18 protein-coding genes are annotated in these 24,564 nt (G+C 66.0%); 8 read left to right on the forward strand and 10 right to left on the reverse strand.

Annotated features, from left to right (window positions below; genetic code table 11):
* Positions 1-2,580, reverse strand: a 2,580-nt coding sequence (locus ACFWF2_RS19125; protein WP_379308766.1) for a hypothetical protein, incomplete at its 3' end; no start/stop codon positions are given.
* A gap of 185 nt (positions 2,581-2,765) precedes the next feature.
* Between ACFWF2_RS19125 and ACFWF2_RS19130 the strand changes: the two genes are divergently transcribed.
* Both ACFWF2_RS19130 and ACFWF2_RS19135 read left to right on the forward strand, forming a co-directional pair.
* On the forward strand, positions 2,766-2,957 hold the full coding sequence (locus ACFWF2_RS19130; RefSeq protein ID WP_378626789.1) for a hypothetical protein: 192 nt from the start codon (positions 2,766-2,768) through the stop codon (positions 2,955-2,957).
* 347 nt (positions 2,958-3,304) lie between these two features.
* Positions 3,305-6,559 carry an N-6 DNA methylase gene (locus tag ACFWF2_RS19135; RefSeq protein WP_379308767.1) on the forward strand — a complete coding sequence of 1,085 codons (3,255 nt, stop codon included), beginning with the start codon at positions 3,305-3,307 and terminating at the stop codon, positions 6,557-6,559.
* A 351-nt stretch (positions 6,560-6,910) separates the two neighbouring features.
* Here ACFWF2_RS19135 and ACFWF2_RS19140 read toward each other — a convergent pair whose 3' ends face one another.
* From ACFWF2_RS19140 to ACFWF2_RS19150, 3 genes are all read right to left on the reverse strand, one after another.
* Positions 6,911-8,125 carry an RNA polymerase sigma factor gene (locus ACFWF2_RS19140; RefSeq protein ID WP_379308768.1) on the reverse strand — a complete coding sequence of 405 codons (1,215 nt, stop codon included), beginning with the start codon at positions 8,123-8,125 and terminating at the stop codon, positions 6,911-6,913.
* Positions 8,126-8,145: 20 nt separating this feature from the next.
* On the reverse strand, positions 8,146-8,859 hold the full coding sequence (locus tag ACFWF2_RS19145) for a YciI family protein (RefSeq protein ID WP_379308769.1): 714 nt from the start codon (positions 8,857-8,859) through the stop codon (positions 8,146-8,148).
* Between the two features lie 151 nt (positions 8,860-9,010).
* Positions 9,011-9,667, reverse strand: a complete 657-nt coding sequence (locus ACFWF2_RS19150; RefSeq protein ID WP_379308770.1) for a TetR/AcrR family transcriptional regulator — start codon at positions 9,665-9,667, stop codon at positions 9,011-9,013.
* Between the two features lie 94 nt (positions 9,668-9,761).
* Here ACFWF2_RS19150 and ACFWF2_RS19155 point away from each other — a divergent pair, with 94 nt between their 5' ends.
* On the forward strand, positions 9,762-11,432 hold the full coding sequence (locus ACFWF2_RS19155) for an FAD-binding dehydrogenase (RefSeq protein ID WP_379308771.1): 1,671 nt from the start codon (positions 9,762-9,764) through the stop codon (positions 11,430-11,432).
* Between the two features lie 49 nt (positions 11,433-11,481).
* Here ACFWF2_RS19155 and ACFWF2_RS19160 read toward each other — a convergent pair whose 3' ends face one another.
* Entirely contained in the window at positions 11,482-12,867 is a 1,386-nt protein-coding gene (locus ACFWF2_RS19160) for a DUF1214 domain-containing protein (protein ID WP_379308772.1), read from the reverse strand.
* A gap of 213 nt (positions 12,868-13,080) precedes the next feature.
* Here ACFWF2_RS19160 and ACFWF2_RS19165 point away from each other — a divergent pair, with 213 nt between their 5' ends.
* On the forward strand, positions 13,081-13,398 hold the full coding sequence (locus ACFWF2_RS19165) for a GYD domain-containing protein (RefSeq protein WP_379308773.1): 318 nt from the start codon (positions 13,081-13,083) through the stop codon (positions 13,396-13,398).
* A gap of 11 nt (positions 13,399-13,409) precedes the next feature.
* Here ACFWF2_RS19165 and ACFWF2_RS19170 read toward each other — a convergent pair whose 3' ends face one another.
* Positions 13,410-14,510: a serine hydrolase domain-containing protein gene (locus ACFWF2_RS19170; RefSeq protein WP_379308774.1), complete on the reverse strand. Its 1,101-nt coding sequence runs from the start codon at positions 14,508-14,510 to the stop codon at positions 13,410-13,412.
* Between the two features lie 270 nt (positions 14,511-14,780).
* On the opposite strand from ACFWF2_RS19170, the gene ACFWF2_RS19175 reads away from it, so the two are divergent.
* The 4 genes from ACFWF2_RS19175 (at position 14,781) to ACFWF2_RS19190 (ending at position 20,402) form a co-directional block, all read left to right on the forward strand.
* Positions 14,781-16,259 carry a glyceraldehyde-3-phosphate dehydrogenase gene (locus ACFWF2_RS19175; protein ID WP_379308775.1) on the forward strand — a complete coding sequence of 493 codons (1,479 nt, stop codon included), beginning with the start codon at positions 14,781-14,783 and terminating at the stop codon, positions 16,257-16,259.
* Positions 16,260-16,493: 234 nt separating this feature from the next.
* Positions 16,494-17,858 (forward strand): hypothetical protein, encoded by a 1,365-nt coding sequence (locus ACFWF2_RS19180; RefSeq protein ID WP_379308776.1) that lies wholly within the window; start codon positions 16,494-16,496, stop codon positions 17,856-17,858.
* A 79-nt stretch (positions 17,859-17,937) separates the two neighbouring features.
* A complete protein-coding gene (locus ACFWF2_RS19185) occupies positions 17,938-19,182 on the forward strand; it encodes an AAA family ATPase (RefSeq protein ID WP_379308777.1) in 1,245 nt (414 codons plus the stop codon).
* Entirely contained in the window at positions 19,179-20,402 is a 1,224-nt protein-coding gene (locus tag ACFWF2_RS19190) for a VWA-like domain-containing protein (protein WP_379308778.1), read from the forward strand. The genes ACFWF2_RS19185 and ACFWF2_RS19190 overlap by 4 nt, the downstream gene beginning before the upstream one ends.
* Before the next feature lie 35 nt (positions 20,403-20,437).
* Here the strand turns inward: ACFWF2_RS19190 and ACFWF2_RS19195 are convergent, their stop codons facing one another.
* Genes ACFWF2_RS19195 through ACFWF2_RS19210 form a run of 4 tightly spaced genes read right to left on the reverse strand, consistent with a single transcriptional unit; the run spans position 20,438 to position 24,533 of the window.
* Positions 20,438-22,228, reverse strand: a complete 1,791-nt coding sequence (locus ACFWF2_RS19195) for an ABC transporter ATP-binding protein (protein ID WP_379308779.1) — start codon at positions 22,226-22,228, stop codon at positions 20,438-20,440.
* On the reverse strand, positions 22,209-22,655 hold the full coding sequence (locus ACFWF2_RS19200) for a lasso peptide biosynthesis B2 protein (RefSeq protein WP_379308797.1): 447 nt from the start codon (positions 22,653-22,655) through the stop codon (positions 22,209-22,211). Before ACFWF2_RS19200 ends, ACFWF2_RS19195 begins: the two co-directional genes overlap by 20 nt.
* Positions 22,656-22,663: 8 nt before the next feature.
* Positions 22,664-22,921 (reverse strand): lasso peptide biosynthesis PqqD family chaperone, encoded by a 258-nt coding sequence (locus tag ACFWF2_RS19205; RefSeq protein ID WP_379308780.1) that lies wholly within the window; start codon positions 22,919-22,921, stop codon positions 22,664-22,666.
* A 19-nt stretch (positions 22,922-22,940) separates the two neighbouring features.
* Positions 22,941-24,533, reverse strand: coding sequence for an asparagine synthase-related protein (locus tag ACFWF2_RS19210; protein ID WP_379308781.1), 1,593 nt, complete (start codon positions 24,531-24,533; stop codon positions 22,941-22,943).
* Positions 24,534-24,564: the final 31 nt, after the last annotated feature.

A 24,564-nucleotide genomic window follows, 5' to 3' on the forward strand; every position in this document is an offset into this window, starting at 1 on the left:
GTCCTTGTCCTGGTATGCATCCTGGAAGACCGGATCCTGCTCAAGGGTCAGCCACGTCTGCATCGACCAGCCGTTTTCGTCGTCTTCCTCGTCGTATTCGAAAGGGTCATCGTGATCCTTCAACAAATACGTCGCGAGCCCCGCGATGCCCAAATCCGCGCTGCCTGCGAGGTGGCACACCAGCTTCAAGACGAAGCCGTCGAGGGCGGCCACCACCTCCGTTGCTTCGACGACCGTCGCACGGTAATGATGCTCGCTCGCGGGGATTCGGAATTGTTCCCACGCGCTTAGAACCGCGAGGCAGCGGGCCCGCGACAGTTCATCATGGCGCGCCCGCCTGAGCTCGGCGTGCAATGCCCAGGGATGGTCGTGGTTGGTAAGCCCTGCGACGATAGTGGTCGCGAGGGCCTGGCCTGCAGCGACGTCAGCGCATCTGGTCACCGCAACAAACAGCTCAACCAACATCTGGCAGTAGTCGAGCACGTGGTCGAACTCCACGCGATCGAAGGATGGTACGAAAGTGCCGGCGGAATGACGGGCAACTCGTGCGGCAGTGTCAGCGTCTCCGCCGCTGTGTAGGGCGAGCACCACTTCCGTGACAGACCCGGGATCGTGAAGGGTGAGGTCGTGTATCCGGTCCACCACTCTTTGCGCCAGAGTCGTGTGGCCGTCACCGTCTCGACCAGCGTGCTGAAGCCACGCGAGCAGTACAGCGACCTTCCTAGTATCGGAAGTGTCGACAGTTTGCACCGCATCGATGATGTCTCTTGCGCCGTAGCTCCCGTACTCCCTCATCACCGTCTGATACATCGGATCAGCGGTCCTGACGACCCGACCCACTGTCAGTCCCTGCAATCCGGTCTCGATGTCACAGTCACGTACCCGCTGCATAAATCGTGTCAGTGCATGGTCCTCATGTGCTTCGGCCAGTAGGCCACACACCTGTCGCACGGTCTGCAGGTCCGAGACCGCCGTGTGTTCGGCGATCCAGAGCGCTCCACGGTAATCCCGATCGTGCGGTGGGTGCCCGCTCACCAACAACATGCCCCATGCTGCAGTGGGATGCCCACGCTCGATTGCCTTGCGCCACAGGCGCGCGGCATGTTGAAAATGCTTGTGGCTGTAAGCGGAGTACCCGAGATCGTGCAGGGATGTGGAATTTTCGGTGTGTCGCAGCACTGCCTGCCATACAGCGGCAGATGCGGTCTTCCAAAATGGTTCATGAGCGTGTTGAAGCAGGTAGTCGGCCACCTCCCAGCCTGCCAATACTCCTGGTGCGTCGTGGACTGGGTACATCGCGGTGAGAGCGTGGCGGATATCGGTGCGCGTGCCATCGGTGCGTTGTCCGGTCGATAGTGCGACGAGGGTCTGCTCAGCCCAGTCCGTTTCGCCCGGGCGATCGCGATCGGCAAGGGTGGTCCAGGCGGCTTCGGCGAGCAGTGCGGTCGTGAGTGGTTCGCTATGCCCTAGCCGTCGTGCTTCAAGTGCGGCGGTGAGCACGGCATACTCACAGACGGTGAAGTGGGTGCCGGGGCCTTGGCGGTAGGCGGCTAGCAACTCCGGTCCACCGCTGACGTGCTGCACGATCATGCCGTCGCTGCCGGCCTCGTATGCGACTCGCAACCGCGCATCGCGCTGCGCGCAGATTTCCCACCGTTGCCGTTCCCGATCGAGGAGTTTGCTCGGTACTGGAATACGCTTCGTCGTCGATTGACGTGTGAGGAGGTCTCGTAGATTAGCCCGTGGATCATCTGAAAGCCCTTGTTGCGTAAAGAGGTTCCAGTATTCGCGGGTCCATAACGTGCCGACCGCCACGACACCTAGAGTCGACTTGAGAAGGTCGTCAAGTTTCTTCGCGGCCACCTCTGAGGTGGTGAGGCGATCGTCGCGGAAAACGCGCTGAGCCTCGTTCAGCCACAACACGCAGCCGCTCCTCAGCGAACCGATCGCTTCGACGGATGCGACGAGTTCGGACGCACTTGTGGGGGCAAGCAATCGCCATGTGTCCGGAACCTTCTCGCGTAAGGCCTCATAGAGTGAGCGGGTTTTTCCAGTGGACGAGTCCCCGGTCAGCATCACAAGGATCGACCGACCACCGTCGACTACCCCCTCCACCTGTGCGCGGAGTTTGGCGTCGTGTTCACGTTTGACATACGGTGTCATGCCGAGATTGCTATCGACGCTTGCGTCGAGTGCTGGGGCAGGTTGGATTCCCAAGTCTCGCAGCGGGTCACAATCGCCGAGCCTTGGGTACACCGCCGTGCTCTGCGTGGCAACAGGACCAACCTCACGAGATCGCTTACCAGCATCTCGCCGCAAAGTCTGCCAGCTGCGCAGGGCCTGGACGTCCAACGATCGCCCTGCGGGGACCTTGCCGGACTTTGCGTGCAGGTACAGCAGAACAGCCTCGAATTTGCGCTCGCTCGTCGTAATCACCACATTGGCATCATCGGCAAACCAGCTTGCCAATGTGCTGTACGGAACCTTAGTTGCGCTAGCGATGGCAGTGATCTGAGGCTCGCCAGCCGCGACGTACAGCGCCCGCCACTTCGCGAGGAACTTCTCCCGAGCCGGATTCATGTCCCCACTCATTACGTCGTGTCCCTCGACCGTCGACCCAGCACGACCCGTGTCGGGTCGTAAACCCAGGAAATCCCCTCCGACATGCGCACATCCGCACATTAGCCGCTTCTTCGACTGGTTGGCGGTCGAACGGATCGGGCTGACTGAAGGCGACCGACTCACTACAGACAGAACGGAACCTTATGTCGCACAACATGAAAGCCCTGTTGCTCGTCGCCGCCACCTTGACCTCCGTCATTGGGGGAATCGCCGGTGCCCTGCTCGTGAGGGCCGACGGGGCTACTGTGGCCTCCACGATTCGTGCGGGAGGAATCACGTTCGGTGGCACGCTCACTCTGCTCATGCTCGCCATGACCACTTACATCGTCCTCTGAACCGTCACTGGTTGAAGACCGGCTGCAGGAGTTACCGCGCCGGTCGGCGTTGCGAGTTTTGGGCGTGGTAAGAGCTCCTAACAGGTTCTGTTGTGTAGCGACGAGTCTGCCTGTGGTGCAGGATGTTTCGCCATGGCAGCGCCGTGGATCGTGGACGACCGGCTGTGGGCAGTGATCATTACGCGCGATCGCTCACTGCACCCTGCCGGGAGCTGGGCGCGGTGACCTGCCGTTCCCTGGAGTCGCCCCGGCGTGTCGGCGCCCCGTACTTCTGGTGGGCCCTGGCCCCGGCCACAGCCATGGAATGATCGGTCCTATGGAAGGCGCCGGCCTGTGCGGGGGACAATTTGAGTGACAACATCGGACACCTGTCCAGCTTCGTCTGGTCGGTGGCTGACCTGCTACGCGGCGACTTCAAGCCTTCCGAGTACGGACGGGTGATCCTGCCGTTCACGGTTTTGCGCCGGCTCGACTCCCTGCTGGCACCGAGCAGGCAAGCGGTGCTCGACGAAGCCGAGCGCACCGACAGCGAACAGGAGCAGGAGCAGCGCCTTAAGGCGGCCTCGGGTTGGCCCTTTTACAATCTGAGCCGGTTCTCCTTTCAGAGTGTGCTCAATGATCCGCGGAATGCCGACCGGGTGTTCTTGGATTATGTTCGCGGGTACTCCTGCAACGTCAGGGAAGTGCTGGACGGTTTTGAGTTTGAGCGGACCGTTATCCGCCTGCATCAGGCGGAGCTCCTCTACCCCGTAGTCAGGCAGTTCGCCTCGATCGACCTGGGGCAGATGATCACTGGCGACCACATGGAGAACCTTTTCGAGGAGCTAGTCCGACGGTTCGCGGAGAGCAGCAACGAGTTGAACGGGGAGCACTACACCCCCCGGGACGTAGCCCATCTGATGGCTTGCTTCCTCATCTCCGCCGACTCGGACCTGTTGACGTCGCCACACGCCGTTCGCACCATCCTGGACCCGGCCTGTGGAACGGCCGGCCTGCTGACCGAGGCGGCCTCGTTCATCACGTCGATGAACCCGGGGGCGGACATCATGCTGTACGGCCAGGAGATCAACCCGGAGTCATGGGCGATTTCCCGTGCCAACATGATGATCAGCGGCCGACGGGCCTCGACGATCGCCTTAGGGAACGTCCTCACTGAAGATGGGCACCAAGGAATCGCCTTCGACTACCTCCTTGCCAACCCGCCGTTCGGCGTTGCCTGGAATCAGATCATGTCCGCAGTCCGGTCGGAGCACGAGCAGCTCGGTTTCGCTGGCCGTTTCGGGGCCGGTCTCCCCCGGATCAACGACGGCTCGCTGCTCTTCCTGCAGCACATGCTGGCGAAGATGAAGCCAGTGGGCCCCGCAGGTGAGGGCGGTAGCCGGATCGCGGTCATCTTCAACGCCTCCCCGATGTATGCCGGGGCCGCGGGGTCCGGCGATTCAAAAATCCGGCGGTGGATCGTGGAGAACGACTGGCTTGAGGCTGTGGTCGCGTTGCCCGACCACCTCTTCCACAACACCGGCATCAGCACCTACCTGTGGGTCCTCAGCAACCGCAAGCCGGCACAGCGCAGGCGTCAGGTGCTGCTACTGAACGCTCAGGACCAGTACCAGCGGATGCGCCGCTCTATCGGCTCGAAGCGCAACTACATCACCTCAGACCAGATTGCCGAGATCACCAGGCTCTACCTGGACACCCTGTCCGCCGACCCTGCCCAGCGGCCAGACGACCGGGTCCGCATCATCTCCACTCACGAACTGATGTACCAGGACGTCACGATCGATCAACCGCTGCGGCTCCGGTTCGAGCTGTCCGAGGAGGCCCTGACTCGGCTCGCCGAATCGCCTGCGATAAAGAAAACGGGTGATCCTGCCGCTCTGGTGGCCGCCCTGCGTCGGTTGGTCGGCTCGACGTGGACGAGGTGGCAGGAAGCCATCACGGTGCTGCGCCGGGCAGTCACCTCGGCTGGCGTGAGCTGGCCGCGGGGGAAGGTCTTCGAGGTGGCGGTCCGCAAGGCCGTAGGTGTGCGCGATGGCGATGGGGAGCCGCAGCGGACTGGGGATGCTTACGAACCGGATCCCGAGCTGCGTGAGTTGGTCAGTCTGCCGCTTCATGTGGATCCGAACGACCACCTCCGATGCAAAGTGCACCCGAGTGCTCCGGATGCCTGGATCAATGACAGCAGGACACGGGTGGGTTGCGAAATCCCACCCTCGCTCTTCTACCGACCGGAACTCGACGGCGAATTTAAACTGCTGCGCAACCTCGCCCGATCGGAGACCACTCGGGTCTACCCGCCGCAGCGCGGTGAGGAGCAGGAGGAGGGCGCCGACCGGCCCAAGCACCTGCGCGCCCAAGACCTTCACGAGGCGGACTCTGCCGCTGACCTGTCCGATGCGCCAGAGGACGGCGGGCCACTGACCCTCTGCTCGGGCGGCATGCTCGTCGGGCGGCCGGGGAACTGGCGTCTGCTCCCGAAGGGCTTCGGCGAGGCGGCAACCTCGCTGTTTGTGCTGCAGCCGCTGCGCGGCTGCGGCCAGGCGCTATGCGAGTGGTTGAACTCCCGCAAGGACAACGGCCAGTACCCCAGCGCTCGCGACCTGCTGGATACGCACGTCCCCGTCGCCCTGGTGACTGACAGCGAGGTGGAGAGCCTCCTGGCAGACGTACAAGAGGGGCGGCGCGCACTGCGGAATACGATGTCGGGAATCCTGCCCAACGTCTTCATCAGCGGCGAGCGGGACGTCCAGGGGGTTCGGAACGAAATCCGGATCGCCGCCCATGAGGCAGGCCTGATCGGTGAACTCGTGCGGCCCCTGGACGACCTCATCTCGCGCGCCGAGTGGAGCTTTCCGTACCACGCGGCCGCACTGTCTCGTCGGTACCGAATCAGCACGCACCCGGCGGAGCAGAAAGACGGACTGCTCAAGCTGGGAGAGGGTCTGGCCCGTGTGCTGGGCGTGCTGGCGCTCACCGAACTCGCCGCGTCGAGCGGATTCTCCAGGAACCTGCGCAAGCAGTTCCGGACCGGCGCCACCTTCGGTACCTGGCTCTGGTTCCTCGACCGGCTGGAGACTGAGGGAATCACGCCCCGCATCCAACAACTCACCACCCTGAGCGACCGGGGCAACGCACGCGCCCTCCTGGGCCGCATCAAGGACTTCAGGAACACCTCGCACCACGCGCACGGCGTCCGCGCCAGCCACCAACTGGCCGAAGACGTCGAACGGCTGGAACCACACATCGTGGGGGCGATCAGTGCGGTCAGATGGCTCTCCGGGACCCACTGGGATTGGGTCGAACGGTGTGAGTACCTCGACGAGGGCCAGTATCGGATCGTCGGGTTCCGACTGAGAGGCAGCCATCCCAACTGGGAGCCGTTCGATCGGTCGAGCACTCGGCCGCTGCGTCCCGACCGCATCTACGTGGACAGTGCCCCATACGGGGCTCCGGTCGACCTGTGGCCGTTTGCAGTCGTCAGCCTGTGCGACAAGTGTCACACAAGGGAGCTCTTCCTGCTCAACCAGGTCCAAGACGACCAACTGACGCTCCGCAGCCTGGAGGAGCATTCGCTGGAGATCACGTATGGCCAGCCGGAGTAGTGGCGGGGGTCCCTATGGGTTTCGTCAAACCGTGCAGTGACCAGTCGGCGTCTCAATGCTATGAATTCTGCTGGCAACTGAGGATCTCTACGTGTGCCTGGTTGGCGCCGTTCGCCGTGCAATATACGTGCAATACTGCGGCCCAATGTTGCCTATCGGTGCGTACATCTGCGCGATCGCGATAACGGGCAAAGGTCCTGGTAGATGCCGATTATTCGAGGTGGTGGCGGGTTTCGCCTTCCTGGCGTCTGCCGGTTCGAAACCAGCTGGGACCACCGGATAGAAGACCCCTTGATCAGGCGATACGCCCGATCAAGGGGTCTTTTTCATCGCTTCCGACGATCTTGGCATTCAGCGTTCGGCGTCGACCTCGGCGAGGCGGCGCGCCAGGAAGCGGCGAGCCTCATCGTTGCCGACCAGCGCCAGCGCGGCCCGGTAGTGCTCGGCCGCCTCGCGCGGGCGGCCCGCACGGCGCAGCAGATCGGCGCGGGTGGCGCTGACCAGGTGCGTGCCGGCCAGGCGCGGGTCCGCCGCGACTTCGTCGACGGCCGCGAGCCCCGCCGGGAAGCCGTGCGCGAAACCGACGGCCACGGCGCGGTTCACGCGGACCACGGGCGACTCGAGATACCCGAGCAGCTCGTCGTAGCCGGCCAGTACCGCGTGCCAATCTGTTTCCGGCCAGCTCGGTGCGCTCGCGTGTGCGGCGGCGATACGTGCCTGCGCCAGATAGGGCCCGGTTCCCTCGGCGGCCGAGTCCAGGCAGGACACACCGGCCGCGATGGCCGCGTGGTCCCACCTCGTGCGGTCCTGGTCCTCCAGGGGCACCAGCTCCCCGTCATCCGAACGCCGCTGCGCGCGCCTACTGTCCTGTAACAACATCAGCGCAAGCAACGCCCGTGCCTCCGATTCGCCGGGCAGCAGCCCACACACCAGCCTGCCGAGCCGGATCGCCTCGTCACACAATTCGTCACGGATGGCGGACGGACCCGACGTCGCCGAATACCCTTCGGTGAACACCAGATACACGCAGGCCAGCACCACCGGCACCCGGTCGGGCAGCAGGTGCGGTGGCGGCACCCGCAGCGGGATGCCTGCCTGGCGGATCTTCGCCTTGGCTCGGGTGAGTCGTTGCGCGACAGTGTGTTCCGGTTGCAGGAACAGGCGCGCGATCTCGGCGGTGCGCAGGCCGCATACCAGGCGCAGCGTCAACGCCACCTGGGACGGCGGTGACAGTGCTGGATGGCAGCAGGTGAAGATCATCCGCAACTGGTCGTCGGTCACCGGGGACACCTCGGCCTCCTCGACCGGTGGGCGCAGCAGCGCCGCGCCGTGTTCCTTGTCCGCCCTCGCCGATTCCCGCCGCAGCCGGTCGAGGGCGCGATGGCGGGCGGCGGTGGTGATCCACGCGCCCGGGCTGGCGGGCCACCCGCGTTCGGGCCAGGTGCGCACCGCGTCGGCGAACGCCTCTTGCACCGCGTCCTCGGCGAGTCCGATATCCCCGGTCAGCGCGGCCACCGTCGCCACGGCCCGCCCGAACTCCGCGCGGTAGACCGCGTCGATCGTCACGGGCGGGCCGGTGCGCACGCTCAGCGGTCCAGGTCGACGATCTGGCGTACCTCGGCGCGACCACTGTCCCCGAGCGGGACGGCCGCGGCGATCTCGGCGGCTCGGTCGCGTCCCTCGGCGGTGAACAGGTAGAGCCCGTCGACCACCTCGGCGAACTCCGGATAGGGGCCGTCGGTCAGCAGGAGCCGGCCGTCGCGCACCTGCACCGTGGTCGCGGTGGACGGCGGTCGCAACGCGCCGCCGCCGCGGAGGGCGTCGCCGTACTTCTCGCCGAATCGTGCGTGCTCGGCCGCCATGGCGTCCCACTCCGGTGTGCCCGGCTCGACCACCGCCGCGGGCGGTTCCCACAGCAGGGCCAACCACCAGTCCGCGCGCGGGGTGGCGTGCGGTGACCACTCGACGAGCGGGCGGACCTCCACCCCGCCGCTCTCGACGGCGGGCAACTGCCGCGCCAGGCGAATGGCTTCGTCCAGATCGGCGGCTTCGAACACGTAGAACCCGCCGACCACCTCGGCCTGCTCGGTGAACGGGCCGTCGGTGACCAGGGTCCGCCCGCCCGAGCGTCGTACCTGGATCGCCTCCGCCGACGGGAACAGCGCCGCGCCACCGGCGACGGCCGCCCCCTCCTTCTCGTCGAATTCCGCGTAGCGCGCGACTTCGGCGTCGAACTCCGGCGAACCGGGTCGTGCGGCGGGAGTGTCTTCGCGTCCCACCAACGTCACCAGATAATGCATGGCGCACACCCTTCCTCGATGCGAGGGGCCGATTACCCCTCTCTACCAGGACGACGAACCGCACGGGGCGTTCTCCACATCGGGAGCCGGGCGATGTCGATCGGTGACGACGACATCGGGTCCGGGTTGTTCGCGGGGCCCGACAGCTCGGTCAGGCCCGGCCGGCCACTCCGAGCTGACGTATCAACCGGGCCAGCCAGGCCCGGGCTGCCCGCTGGTCGTTGTCGAGCAGCAGCTGCACGGTGACACCGTCGTACGCGGCGATGACCGCGCGCGCCGCCTCGCCGATCGAGCCCAGCTCCGCGGGCAGTCTGAACCGGCTCTCGGCGAGCTTGTCTTCGACGGCCGATCGCAACTGCGCGCGATGGGTGATCAGCCGCGCCGCGGTGGCCGGCCTGCGCGCGGCGTGGGTGAGGAAGTCGGTCTTCACCAGCAGCCAGTCGCGATCGAGTAGCAGTGTCGCCGAGAGCCGGTCGACGAACGATTCGAGGTCCGTCGGGTCCGCGACGGCGTCGAGAGCGGCTCGCACCTGCTCGTTGATCAGCGTGGCGCGCTGGTCGTAGAGGACGAAGAACAGCTCTTCGAGGCTGTCGAACTGGGAGTAGAACGCTCCCCGCGTATATCCGGCCGCGCCGCAGACGTCGTCGATGCGCACCGCGCCGAAACCCTTCTCGGCGAACACGCGGAACGCGGCATCGAGCAGCCGCGCCCTGGTCTCCGCGCGGCGCCGCGTGATGCGCGGCGCCTTGCCGGGGCTCCCGGCGGCAGCGGTCGGCGTCGCGGATTCGGTCGAGCGGGGCGAGTTCACCCGAGAAGAATACCCAGCCGCATCGGATGCATTAATGTATCGGATGCGCGAATGAATTCTCTCGCGTTCCCGGTTGGAAGTGGAGGTCGTCCGGATGGATGCCGATGTCATCGTGGTGGGCGCAGGCCTGGCCGGGCTTGTCGCAACCCATGAGCTGACCCGCCGTGGCAAGCGCGTTCTCGTTGTCGATCAGGAGAATGCCGCCAATCTCGGCGGCCAGGCCTTCTGGTCCTTCGGCGGGATATTCCTGGTCGACAGCCCCGAGCAGCGCCGCCTCGGCGTCCGGGACTCGCTCGAACTGGCATGGAACGACTGGTCGGGCAGCGCGGGTTTCGACCGGCTCGACGACGAGGACGTCTGGGCGGCCCGATGGGCGCGCGCGTACGTCGAGTTCGCGGCCGGTGAGAAGCGCTCGTATCTGCACGAACTGGGACTGCGGTTCCTGCCCTCGGTGGGCTGGGCCGAGCGCGGTGACCTCCGAGCCGACGGACACGGCAACTCGGTGCCACGATTCCACGTCACCTGGGGCACGGGAACCGGTGTCGTCGCCCCGTTCACCGAGTCGGCGCTGCGGGCCGCGGACACGGGGCTGGTGACCTTCCTGCACCGTCACCGGGTCGACGAGCTGGTCTTCACCGACGGCGCGGTCACCGGCGTGCGTGGCGCGGTCCTGGCCGACGACGGCGCCGAGCGAGGCGCGCCGTCCAACCGTGACGTGCTGGGCGAGTTCGAATTGTCCGCAGGCGCAGTCGTTCTCGCCACGGGTGGGATCGGCGGCAACCACGACATCGTGCGCAGGCACTGGCCCGAACGGATGGGTACGCCACCGGCGACCATGATCACCGGCGTTCCCGCCTACGTCGACGGCCGCATGCTCGACATCGCCGCCGACGCGGGCGTCCGGCTGGTCAACCGCGACCGCATGTGGCACTACACCGAAGGCATCCAGAACTGGGCCCCGATCTGGCCCAGCCACGCCATCCGCATCCTGCCCGGCCCCTCCTCGATGTGGTTCGACGCCCTCGGACGGCGCCTGCCCGAACCGTATCTTCCCGGCTACGACACCCTCGGCACCTTGCGCTACCTGCGCACCACCCCGGAACTCGCCCCGCACGACCACTCCTGGTTCGTCACCACCCAGCGCATCATCGCCAAGGAGTTCGCCCTCTCCGGTTCCGAGCAGAATCCCGACATCACCGCGAAGAACCGGAAGGCGATCGTGACCGAGCGCGTCTTCGGTAAACACGCACCCGGACCGGTCGAAGCGTTCAAGCGACACGGCGCCGACTTCGTTGTCGCCGACACGATCGAAGACCTCGTGGCGAAGATGAACACACTGACCGACGAGCCCCTGCTCAGCCCGGACCGCCTCCGCGCGCAGATTCGGTCCCGAGATCTCCAGGTGGACAACGCTTTCAGCAAGGACGCCCAGATCCAGGGCATCCACAACTCCCGCCGCTACCTCGGTGACAAGCTGATGCGGACGGCCGCACCACATCGCATCCTCGACCCCGCGGCGGGTCCGCTGATCGGCGTCAAGCTCCATGTGCTCACCCGCAAGACTCTCGGCGGCATCCAAACCGATCTCGGCTCGCGCGCTCTCGGTGCCGACGGCACTGTCATCGCCGGGCTGTACGCCGCGGGTGAAGCGGCGGGTTTCGGTGGCGGTGGAGTGCACGGATACAACGCGCTCGAGGGCACGTTCCTCGGCGGCTGCATCTTCTCCGGTCGTGCCGCTGGTCGTGCGATCGCCGACAGCCTCTGAGCGGCGCCGGATACAGCGATGCCGCCGACGGAGGGTTCGTCGGATGAGGTCATCCGTGGCGGTGGAAGTCCGGTAGCTGCCAGGTGCCGTCGAAGGCCGGGCTGGTGGGACCGTAGATGCGGAAGTAGGTGAACCAGCCTGTGCCGGGGATGGTTTGGACCCAGCGATCGGTCGGGGTGTTCGGTGGTGGGGTCGGCCCGAAGTAGAGGGTGAGCGGGGCGGTGGTGTCGATGTCGGCGAGTTCGTACAGGGAGCGCAGGGCGGCACGGTTCTGTGGTGCTCTCAGTTCGCTGCGGGTGTGCGCGTCGTAGACGGTGATGGACCAGAACAGACTCGCCGGGACCGGCTGCGGCACGGTGAGGCTGTAGTAGCCGGCGCCCTCGAGGTAGGCACCTGCGGAATCGCGCAGGCCGAGCCAGTACAGCGAACCCGCGCCTGGTTCGCGGGCGAACATGGCGGGGGATTCGATCTGGGCTTGGTAGAACCATTTCTCGCGCGCGTACAGGTCGGTGTAGCCGTCGGCGTCGAAGGTGCCGTTCTCCGGGCGCAGCACAGCCCACTCCCACCGGCTGTCCGGCCACACGATCCGGTCCGCGCGGCGGTCGGCGAACGACTGCACGCACAGGTGCAGGTGACCGCGCCGTGCCGCATCGGTGAGGATGGCCGTCATCCGCCGGTCGGGGTAGAACGGGGCGCCGCGCACGATGCCGAGAGCAGCGAGTTCCCCGTACTGGTGGCGGTAGGCGGGATTGGGCGGTTCGGTCTGCAGAATCTCGTGCAGGACCCGCCAGTAGTCGAGGTTGTCCTCCCAGCGCACGGGGGAGAAGTCCAGGCCCTGCTGCACCGACAGGTCGACCCACTCCACCGGATTCGACTCGGCATCGGCGCCCAGCGGATATACCTTGACCTGCTGCATCAGCGCGATCGCGGCGTCGACGTCGGTGCCGTGGGGCAGTGCGCGCACGAGTACAAGGACCCGGTTGGTCGTTGCGGAACCCGGGAAATATCCCTCGGGGACCGGACCGGCGTAGCCGGGTGGCAGCAGCAGGTGCTGACCGCCGTCGGCGCCCGCGGGGCCGGGCAGGCCCAGGTCGAGCACCCAGAGCTGGTTGAGGTCGTTGGCCGTGCCCATGAGGGTGCCGGGCGGTATCTCCACGACCATCGGCCCGGCGGACAGGTCGACGATGAGTCCGGAGTACGGGGTGTCGGAGTTGGCCGTGAACACGTACTGGTCCGGCGTGCCGACCAGCAAGGCCATCACGGTGTTCGGCACTGCTCCCGCGCTGAGATTTCCGCGCCAGGTCGCTTCCAGCGAGACGGTGGGATAGAAGAACCGATACATCGCCAATGCCCGGTTGTAATCGAGTTCGTCATAAGCCCGACGAACAGCCGCGCTATGCGGAAAGCCTCCGCGGATGTCCTGCGGTGCAGTCATCCCGGTCACGCTAGGTGGTCGAATACCGGTCTGCCTCACCTGAAACGGGTGAACTGCGCGCCTGCCCCGCACCGTACGGGAGCTCTTCAGATATCGCCGCAGTTGCAGTGGCGCATCATTGCGACGACAGGGTTCGTGCCGGGCGAGTTCGGGGGCGGTGAGGTCCTAGGCTCGGTCTCGCCGAGATCGTCTCAGCTGAGGAGGTTGGTAGGTATGCCCAAGTACATGTGGCGGGTCAGCTATCTCCAGGAAGGGGCACATGGCCTCCTCGCGCAGGGTGGCAGCGCGCGCCAAGCGGCGATCACGGAGATGGTCGAGAGCGTAGGGGGGAAGGTGGAAGCCTGCTATTTCGCGTTCGGCGAGGACGATCTGTTCGTCATCGGCGATGCGCCGGACGATGTCGCCGCCGCGGCGCTCGCGATTCGCACCGCGGCCGCAGGCGCTGCCGTTTCACACACTGTCGGGTTGCTGACGCCTGCGCAGATCGACGAGGCCGTCGCGTTGGAAGTTACCTACCGGCCGCCGTCCTGACCCCTGGGCCGTCATCGATGGCTCGGCGTCGGCCGATCGTTCAACGCGCACAGCGCCTTGTCGGCGAGCACGGCCGGGTCGAATCGGGCGGCGTCGGCGAGGCGTGGCATCTGGTTGAAGCTGATCGTCACGGCACTGGTCGCGGTCGCGGCGACGAGCACCGAGAAACCGTAGATGGCGCCGTTGTGGCCCCACGCCTCCAGTCCGCAGCTGCTGGTCCGCCGGAACAGTCCGAGACCGGCACCGGTGATTCCCGCCAGGCCGACGGTACTGGTCTTGGTCATCTCCGCCAACTCGGCTGCCGGTACCAGCCGACCGGAGATCAGCGCGGTGAAGAACCGATTCAGATCACGGCCACTCGACACCATGGCGCCATCGGGCAGTCCCCAGTTGGGGTCGATATCGGTGACGTCTGCGCGCTCGTCGCCGAAGAAGTGGTATGCCCTGGGGTGCGGTCCGCGAATCGTTTGTTCCGCGGGTTCCGGCCAGTAGGTATCCGTGAGGTCGAGCGGGCGGATCACCCGTCGGGTGACCTCGTCCGCGATCGACGCACCGGTGATGCGCTCGACGACCTGCCCGAGCAGCAGGTAGTTGGTATTCGAGTAGCGGAATTCCACACCGGGTTCGAACATGGCCGGACGGGCCAGCGCCATGCCGATCAACTCGTCGACAGGGCGTGATACCCGCAGATCCGCCTCGGACCTCAGCCCGAGCAACGGCAGATAGTCCGGTATGCCGCTGGTGTGGCTGAGCAACTGGCGCAGAGTGATCTGGTTTCCGTCACCACCGGGACCGGTGACCACTCCGGGGAGATAGTGCTCCACCGCGACGTCGAGTGCCGCGCGGCCTTCGCTGACCAGTTGCATGACGACGGTGGCGACGAAGGTCTTGGTAGTGCTGGCTATCCGCACGCGTGCCGCATCCGGAAACGGTGTCTCGGCGGTGAGGTCACCGAACCCGCCGTCGAGCTGAATCGCGTGGTCACGGTCGGTCGCCACGAGTTGTGCGCCGGGCACGTTGCCCTCCCGGAGGAGCTGGATCAGATCGGACTCGAGCTCGGCACGAGGAAACCGCTCGGGTGCGGGCGCGCAGGACGCCACGAACGCCGACATCACGATGACGGTGGAGGTTGCCACTGAAAGCGCTGCGGTGAGTCGCATGCTGCCCCTCTTCGTGAACGCCCGCCACCGGTCGCGGTGACATCGCGTCGGTGCACCGCGCTGCTGGCGCCCATAGTAGTGCTCGAATGGCCTACGCCGCCGACACCGCAGGGAGACCCCGGCGTGGCCTGCACCTCACCGGTGGGGAGCCGGTCTCGGTGAAATCGCGGGCGTCTTTAGCATCGATGGGGACTACCTATCGAGGAAACCTGAGGACGTGTGTTGACCACCGAACAACTTGACCGCTGGAATGCTCAGGAAGCCGCTGCCGAGGCGATGATCCCGATCATCGGCACGCTGTACCGCGCGAAGGGTGTGACAATCCTGCTGCACAGCCGGTCGCTGGTGAACAAGTCGGTGATCAGCATCCTGCGGACCCACCGTTTCGCCAGGCAGATCGCCGGTGAGGAACTGTCCGTCGACGAGACGCTGCCGTTCCTGCAGGTGCTCAGCGAGCTGGATCTGGGGCCGTGCAAGATCGACCTCGGTCAGCTGGTGATGACCTATCGCGCCGATGATCGCGGACTGTCGATCCCGGAATTCACCGCGGCGGTGCTGGCCGAGGTGATCGGCGGCAACAAGGCCGAGCCGCAGGGCCCGCGCGATGTCGTCCTCTACGGCTTCGGCCGCATCGGGCGCCTGGTCACCCGGCTGCTCGTCGAGAAGGCTGGATCCGGCAACGGGCTGCGACTGCGCGCGGTGGTGGTGCGCAAGGGCGGCGACGACGACCTGGCCAAGCGCGCCTCGCTGCTGCGCCGGGACTCGGTGCACGGCCACTTCAACGGCACCATCAAGGTCGACGCGGACAACAACACGCTCACCGCGAACGGCAACGTCATCAAGTTCATCTACAGCGATGACCCGACGACGATCGACTACACCGACTACGGCATCGACAACGCGATCCTGATCGACAACACCGGCCGGTGGCGTGACCGCGACGGTCTGTCCCAGCACCTGCGCCCCGGCATCGCGAAGGTCGTGCTGACCGCGCCGGGCAAGGGCGACGTCCCGAACATCGTGCACGGCGTCAACCACCGCGACCAGGACCTCACGCAGCAGATCTTCTCCTGCGCATCGTGCACCACCAACGCGATCGTGCCGCCGCTCAAGGCCATGGACGACGAATTCGGCATCCTGCGCGGGCACGTGGAGACGGTGCACTCGTTCACCAACGACCAGAACCTGCTCGACAACTACCACAAGGCCGACCGCCGTGGCCGGTCCGCGCCGTTCAACATGGTGCTCACCGAGACCGGCGCCGCGTCCGCCGTGGCGAAGGCGATGCCGGACTTCAAGGCCAAGATCACCGGCAACTCGATCCGCGTGCCAACGCCCGACGTCTCGGTCGCGATCTTGAACCTGCAGCTCGAGCAGGAGACGACGAAGGAGGACGTGCTCGCCTACCTGCGTCAGGTCTCGCTGGCGGGCCCGTTGAGCCGCAACCTCGACTACACCGCCGCCAACGACGTGGTCTCGAGCGACTTCATCGGCTCGCGCGCGGCGTCGATCATCGACGCCAACGCCACGATCGTCGAGGGTGACACCGCGATTCTGTACGTCTGGTACGACAACGAGTTCGGCTACTCGTGCCAGGTGGTGCGGACGGTGCAGTACATCTCGGGCATCGAGTACCCGACGTATCCGCAGGTCGGCGCCCACTCCGAGGCGCGTGAGCTGGCCGCCGCCGACGCGGGGTAATCAGCACAGCGACACTGGAGCGAGATGGCGCCTGACCGCTGGTCGGGCGCCATCTGCTGTCGTGAGCCGAACGTCGACGCTTGTCGGGTAGTTGATCATTGTGCATACTTGGCGCATGACATCTCGTCGAAAGGGCGTTCTGCGCCCGGGCCGTTGAGCCCGACGCCGGTCATCGAACCGGCTTCTCTCCCAACACATCACGGGGACGATTCTCGTCTTTCCTTCTGGCTGCGCGTGCGTGAGTTCGCGGTGCCGCCCACCATGATCGATATCGCCACCACCCGGCGCCGAGTGGGGGACTGGGCCGGGGCCTGCGCCGCCGCTCACGTCGATGTCGATATCGATCTGCGGTCGCTGGCGCGTACCCATGGCCGGGAACTCGCCGCGCGGGTGCGGGCTGATCTGCGTCATCTGGCGCCGGACTTGTTGCGCTGGCATCTGCCCAGAGTCGCGCCTGACGGTTTGCTCAGGCCGGGGCTGACGATGGCGCTGGCTCGCTACGATGCCGATACCACCGAATTCCGTAGCGGGGGAATGACTCCCGTGCACCTGGTGGTCCGCACCGCACCTGCGTGGGCGGATGCGGGCCAGCGGATCGGTCTCGCGCTGTGGGACGGATCAAGGCCGGGATCCGGCACGGGTATGCACCCGCATGCCCGGCCCAACCGGCGTTACCGGCTCGATCTGCACCGTCACCTGTGGGATGCGCGCAGGGCGGACGAGTTGCGGATGCGTTCGGGCGCAACGCGATTCCCCGCGGACGGTGACCGCGCCGGTGCCACTGTCACCGACCCGCGGGCGGTGGACCCCGTCGCCCTGGTACCGCAGGATTGTGCCGTCGACCGATGGGCGGCCGAGGCGGCGATTCTGCTGCGGGCCGAGCAAGCTCGGGGCGGTCTGGTGCTCGTGCGCTACGGAGCACGGCGACGCCTGGTCCTGGACCTGAGTTCAGCCGGGGACGAACCGCCCGCAGTGCGGATCGCGGAGAAATACCCGCGCGGCGGTGTGTCCGCGCTGCCGGTCCTGCCCGACGCGGCGACCTGGGTGCTGCCCGATCTGGCGTTGATCCGCGCGGGTGCGATCACGGCCGACCGGCTGCATCCGCTGGTCGCCTCGGCGCTCGACCCGGACTGTTCGCCGACCGATCCACCCCGGATCAGCGCAGGTCAGCGGTTCGTGGCGTGCCGGGGAGAGCTCCACCGGATCGGGTTGGTGAACGGGGTGCTCGCCGCACTGGATCACGATCCGGCCGAAATCCGGCGCGAGGAACTGCTGGTCGCTCTGACCGGCACCCCGCTGCCCTGCCTGCAGGTCATCGACCAGGCGCATCGCCATCCGGATTGCCTTGTCGGCGTTCGTGAACGACTGGACCACGGCGACACCGCCGGTGCGCTCGCTGTCGTCGAAGACCTCCTCGGGCCCGAGGCGCTGCTGCGCGACGGTCCGCTTCTGCACGAACTGGAAGCATCCGCGCAGCGGCGGATCACCTACGGCCTGTTCCGGGCGGGGCTCCCCGCACCAGGTCATGGTCTTCGCTACCCTGCCCTCCGCGCTCGCCGCGAGCACGGCGCGCACCCACGCCACGCGACCGCGATCTGACGAGCACCGCAGCCCGCCATGCCCTGCACGGCGCGCCTCGCATCCATCGAATTCTTCTGAACCCAAAGGTGATTCACGCATGTCTGTTCACACTCTCCGCGCTCCGCTCCCGGCTCCAGCCACCGACTCTCAGCTCGACGTCGCAGGCGAGCTGCTTGCCCTGCTGAGCGAGGTAGCCACCGAGCCGCGTCCCGATACCCGCCTCGAGGCGCTGACGCTGGCCGTGGCCGCCGACCTGCCGGTACTCCTGTGGGGCGAGCCAGGAATCGGCAAGACCGCCGCCCTGACCCAGCTCGCCGACTCCCTCGACCTGCCGCTGACCACGGTGATCGCGAGCGTGCATGAGCCGTCGGACTTCTCGGGCCTGCCGATCATCGGCGACGACCCCGCGGCACACGGAGTCCCCATGGCCCCACCGGACTGGGCCGTTCGACTCGCCCGCACCGGTCGCGGACTGCTGTTCCTCGACGAACTGTCGACCGCACCGCCCGCTGTGCAGGCCGCCCTGTTGCGCGTGGTCCTCGAGCGCAGGATCGGCGCGCTGCAACTGCCTCCTGGTGTCCGCATCGTCGCCGCCGCCAACCCGCGCTCCTCGGCCGCCGACGGCTGGGAGCTGAGCCCCCCGCTGGCGAACCGTTTCGTGCACCTGCAGTGGACCCACGACCACGACGTCGTCGTCCGCGGCCTCGGCGGAACGTGGCCACGGGCGACACTGCCCCGGCTCGCACCCGAAAAGCTGCCGGAGGCAGTGGCTTTCGCCCGGCGCGCGGTGTGCGGGCTGCTCGCTGCCCGGCCGAAACTCGTGCATCAGATGCCCACCACCGAAACCCGCCGGGGCGGTGCCTGGGCGTCGCCGCGCAGCTGGGAGATGACCCTGCGGCTGATCGCCTTCGCGACCGCGGCGGACGCGAGTCGCGATGTGCTATCGATACTGGTGCGGGGCACGGTCGGCGACGGTCCCGGCTTCGAATTGCTGACCAGCATCGACCGGATGGATCTGCCCGACCCGGAGGTACTGCTCGCCGATCCGGACGCCGCCGAGCTGCCCGAGCGGGGAGATCTGCGCCAAGCCGCGCTCGACGCCGTGGTGGCCGCCGTCCGCAAACGCCCGGAGAAGGCCCGCTGGGCCGCCGCGTGGAAGCTGCTGGTCAAGGCGGTGGACACCGGAGCCCCCGATCTGGTGGTGGTGCCGGCGACCACGCTCGCCACCTTGCGCCGGGACAACTGGGAGGTTCCGGCAGCGATCGAACAGCTGGCCGCCATGGTGTCGGTGTCCCAGCGTGCCGATCGCGCCGCGGCCCGTGTCGCCGAGGTTCGCCGATGACGGCGCAGATCGCGGGTCTGGACCACGACAAGCTGTATGCCGCTCGGCTGCACGCGGTCTCGGCCCGTCCGTACCTGGCGACGGCCCTGTACGCACTGCACATCGTCGAGGCACGGCGGGTGCCGACGATGGCGGTGGACAAGCACTGGCGGTGCTACGTGTCTCCCGCGTTCGTCGACTGCACGCCGGAGGAGGAGCTCGCCTCGGTACTGGTGCACGAGGTCTCGCATCTGCTGCGCGACCATCACGGGCGCAGCGATCGATACGCCCGCGCGCACGACCTGACCGGTCCCGCGGAGCGCCTGCGGATGAACATCGCGGCGGACGCCGAGATCAACGACGACGTGTTCGGTGCCGGGTTGGTCTGGCCGACAGGGGCGGTCATGCCCGCGACCCTCGGTCTGGCCGCGGGCAAACTCATGGAGGACTACCTGCGCGAGTTCAGCCTGGGGCACCTCACCCAGGACTTCGCCTGGCTCGACTGCGGCAGCGGCGCGGACGGCCTCGACCGCGACTGGGAACTGGGGCCCGACGGTGCGGACGGGCTCAGTGAACAGGAACGCGCCGCGGTCCGATTCCGGGTGGCGCAGGGCATCGTCGGCCGCCCGGGGAACACGCCCCAGGGGTGGCAACGGTGGGCGGAGAAGGCGTTGCACCCGCCCCAGCCATGGCGGGACCTGCTGGGAGCGGCACTGCGTTCCGCCGCATCGGCCCCCGGCGTCGGCGCGGACTACACCTACGGCCGCCCGGCACGCCGCTCGGCCGCGCTACCCGGCGTCGTGCTGCCGAGCCTGCGCCGCATGCCACCGCGGGTCGCCGTCGTCATCGACACCTCGGGATCGGTCAGCGATGCCGAACTCGGCAGCGCGCTACTCGAAGTAGCCGCCATCACCCACGCCGTCGGCGGCCGCCGCGACCTCGTCACCGTGTTCTCGTGCGACACCGCGGCCCGCATCGCCGTCCCATTGTGCCGCGCCGAGGGCATGGCACTGATCGGCGGCGGCGGCACCGACCTGCGAACCGGTTTCGCCCAAGCCCTGCGCACCCGCCCCGACGTGATCGTCGCCCTGACAGACGGCCAAACCCCCTGGCCGGCAACACGCCCCGCCTGCCGCACCGTGGTCGGCCTGTTCCGCCGGGAGGACTCGTGGAGCGAGGACAACCCGGACTATGTCCCGGACACCCCACCCACCTGGGCGAGGGTGGTCGACATCGGGTGAGGACCTTTGTCGACCACTCGCCGGTCCTGGCACATTCACACCTTCGCGCCGACGAGCTGCCGGTAGTCACCGTTGCGGGCAACCAATTCGTCGTGCGGGCCGGTGTCGACGATGTGTCCGTCCTTGAGGAACACGACGGTTTCGGCTTCGCGGATCGTGGACAGGCGATGGGCGATGACCAACAGCGCGCACTCCTTTCGCACGGCCTGGATGGTCACGTTCAACGCCTTCTCGGTCTCGGCGTCCAGCATCGCCGTCGGCTCATCCAGCATCATCAGCACCGGACGCCGTATCAACGCCCGTGCCAACGCCACTCGTTGCCGCTCGCCGCCGGACAGGAGTACACCATGCTCACCGACGGGGGTGTCGAGGCCACGAGGCAGCCTTGCGACAAGATCTGCCAGCCCGGCGAGCTCTATCGCGTGCTGGAGGTCATCCTCCGCGAGGCCCGGCTGCCGATAGGTCAGATTGTCTCGAAGACTCCCGAACAGCAGTGGCGCGTTTTGTTCCAGCAGGCTGATTTCCGAGCGCCACGCCCGGCGAGGCCGATCGCTGTACGATCGCCCTGCCAGCAGGATATCGCCGTCGTTCGGATTATAGAATCGGCTCACCAGTGAGAACACTGTCGACTTTCCGGCACCCGAATGCCCGACCAGCGCCACATGCCCGCGCGGTGGAACCGAGAAAGTTACTCCGTCGAGAATCTTTCTCTCGTCGTACGAGAAATGAACATTACGGAACTCGAGCGCGAGATCTCCATTTTCGGCGGACTTGTGGAATATCGTTCTCGGCGAATCAACGGCTGGTTCGATGACGTTGTGCCGGACGTCATCACTGTCTTCGGAAGGCAATTGGAGTGTAGATTCGATCCGGCTGAGGGCACCCAGGGCTTGCTGAAGTCCGACCGAGCCATTGAAGAGATCGCTGACCGGGATCAGCAAGTTCATCGCAAGCAGCATCATCGAGACAAGGCCGCTCAACTCCATCTGGCCGTTCGCGACCCGGACACCGCCGACCAGCAGGGAGACAACGAACGAACCGGTCACCGCCAGGTGCATGGCCGGATTTCCCAGTGCTTTCAATCTGGCAGCTCGCATGCCTGCGGAAAACGCTGCACCGGCCAACTCGGTCAGGTGTTCGTGCTCACGCTCCTCGGCATTGTTCACCTTGACCGTACGAACTCCGGTGAGCGCCCGTTCGATATCCGCGGAAAGTGCGCCCACACTCTCTTGCAATTGTGTCGATGCTTTCTCGATCCTCATCATGACCAGCAACATCGCACTTGCCGCGACGGCAACGGTGACGATGACGATCGAGAACAGCAGCCAATCGATATAGATCATCACCGCGATGGTTCCAACGAGGGTGATCGCCCCGGTCAATATCTGCACAAGGCTGGAACCGACGGCATTCCGGACCACCGCCGAATCGAGCGTCACCCGCGAGATCAGGTCCCCGACCCGGAGCGACTCGAGTGTGGGAATTCTCAACCTCAGCAGATGCCCGGCCAAGCGACTGCGCACGGTCAAGAGCACGGACTCGCCCGATCGCTCGAGGATGTAGTGCCCGCCGGTATCGGTGACGGCATACAGAACGTAGGCCCCGACCAACGCCGCAAGGGACCACACGATCGTCTCACCCGAAACCGCATCCCGAACGACCTGTCCGGCCAGCAGCGGTTGCGCCAGCGACAATCCGGTACCCACGAGAAGAAGCGCCGTCGCTACCGACAAGGACTTCCGGTGCGGCGCAACCAACCTGAGCAAGGCCCCGACTCTCCGCAGCCACGACCCGTTGTGCGGAGGTTTACCGTTGTCCGTTGACATCTTCACCCACGTTCGCCTGCGGGCCGACCACGATCAGCCGGCTGAATGTAGCCATGTCCCCGGGCTCACCGACAAGCTTGCCTTCTGCTTCCACCCATGCGTGGGCTGCAAACGGCAGTTCCGTGCGAACGCCGACACACCAGGTCGGCCACGCACCGTATCTTCGGCCCAACAGCGTGGTTGCCACAGATCTGATCAAGCACCCGTATCGTCCGGCGGCAGCGGGACTCACCTCTACGACCCGCCGTCTCCATCGTTCGGCATCGTCGAACGCAGCCGGAGAACTCCCGCGGTGCAATTTATTCAACAGCCACTCGATCCGGTGCGGGGGCAACATGACAATGATTCTCGCGACTCGAACTGCCCACCTGGCGGAAAATCGTTCACCCCTGCGTCCCTCCGCCTCTGGTTCGGTCCCGAGGGCCATGTGATAGCTCACGTGAGCACCAGTCCAACATCCCGAAGGTGGTCCAAGAGTTCCCTTACGTCATGCTCTACCGTGGCTGCATCGATGTCGAACTGGCCGAGAACTGCGGCAACGGGGTCGGCACTACTGTCCGCGACAAGCGATGCGAACACTTCCGCCCCTACCGGATTCAGTCGCCAATATTCGCCTCGCTGTGTATCGAGAATCGCGCCTCCATAATCCGTTCGCACGAAAGACAAGCCGGGTCTCAGGGTCACGCTATCCATGTTCCTTCTGTTCTCTTGGTTAAATGAAGCTTCGCTCCAGGTCTCGTAGCCAGAGTTCGCAGGCAATCGTTGTATACATCGTTCCCTCCTCCAATTCGAACGAACTGGGATTGGCGCACAAATGTTTCAGCTTCTTTGCGTCGATGAGTCCGACATCGCCGAGTCGCGAATCTTCCCAGAGGGCCACGAGTTCATCGCGATGCTTTCGCAATCCGCTCTCGACATCATGGGAGCCGTCGTCCTTCGTCTGCCGCTGCAGTACTACATCAGGAACGATCCCGCGTACCGCGGCGTTGAGTAGAGGTTTGTATGTCCACGCGCTGACCCGATGCTGAACGGCCACCGACAAAGACGCGGTGATCACCCTATCGTCGAAGTAGGGTGCCGCCAGAGGTGGTCCACCGGCAGCTAGCGACATCCGATTCAAAACGGCCACCGTCCTGGCGCCCTCGATGATCGACTCCAATTCCACGTGCCGACCCCGCTCAGGTGCGAGCGGTACGGTCGCGGATGCCATCCAGAGGATGCCGTCGCTGATTGCTTCTTCAGCGGCTTCTGTCGTCCACACGGGTAAAGATGGAGGAATGGCCCAGCCCAACATCGGTTTGCGCTTTTCTGGTATGCCCGCGACCGGCCTGTAGTTCTTTTTCCACCACGCGTGGTACGCGGTTGGCTCGACAGCGTCATACAACAGGTCTCGCCATCGCCATCCGCCAAGGGCTCCATAGCCGCGCAGCCCTCGCCACGCGGTGAGCGGGCGATGCCAGAGCAGATCGCGATAGAGCGTAGGCAATCCGGTAAAGACGTGGTCACCTCCGTGACCGGTCAGATGCACACCCGAACCGAACGTCGAAGCCAGTCGTGCGAGCGCACCAACCCGACTTCTGCCGACGATCAGCGGTGACGGCTCGTTCAACCAGGTCGGCCCGTCATCCAGCCCGGCGTATGTCAGGGGCAACTGGGAATCGGGGAGGATCGTGTGCTCCACCGCCGGCATGTGCTGTGCGGCACGCAGAGCCCACTCCAGGTCCTCATTGGCGGAATCGCGCCCTTGCGCCGTCAGTAGCTTGATCTCGGCCGGCCCCCTGGCGGCAATGAAGCTGATCGATGTCGAGTCATAGCCACCGGAAAACTCGGAAGTTACCGTGCCGCCTGCTGCAGTGCGCGCCGAGACAGCACCTATGAGCCGATTCCGGACCTCTTGTGCCCCTTCGTCAAGGCCCTCAACAGAGAGTGCTTCCGTTCGACCCTCGACCGGCCGGGACCTCCCCCTCGGCGTGATGATCAGCCCAGTGCCTGGCGACACCGGCTCGATTCCCCCGAGCAACGGACGTTGGGCGAGGTGGTGGGGTATGGGCTCGAGCAGATGCGCGGCGAGGACGCCGACATCGAGCTTCCCGCCGACAAGATACCGAAGGGCATGCACAGTGTCGGCAGCAATGTCGATGCCGTCTACTCTACATCGGTACAGGCCGCGAGAGCCGTATCGTGAACCATTGACATAGACCTCACCACGTACGTGGACGACGGAATGAAAACACCCATCTATCGTGTCGAGTACAGTTCGCCAATGGGTTGCCGACTCGATCGACATCGCATTCTTGAGAACCATTCCTTCGTCGACCAGAGCGTGTCCGAGTATC

This window comes from Nocardia sp. NPDC060259, assembly GCF_042728775.1.
GTDB lineage: Bacteria > Actinomycetota > Actinomycetes > Mycobacteriales > Mycobacteriaceae > Nocardia.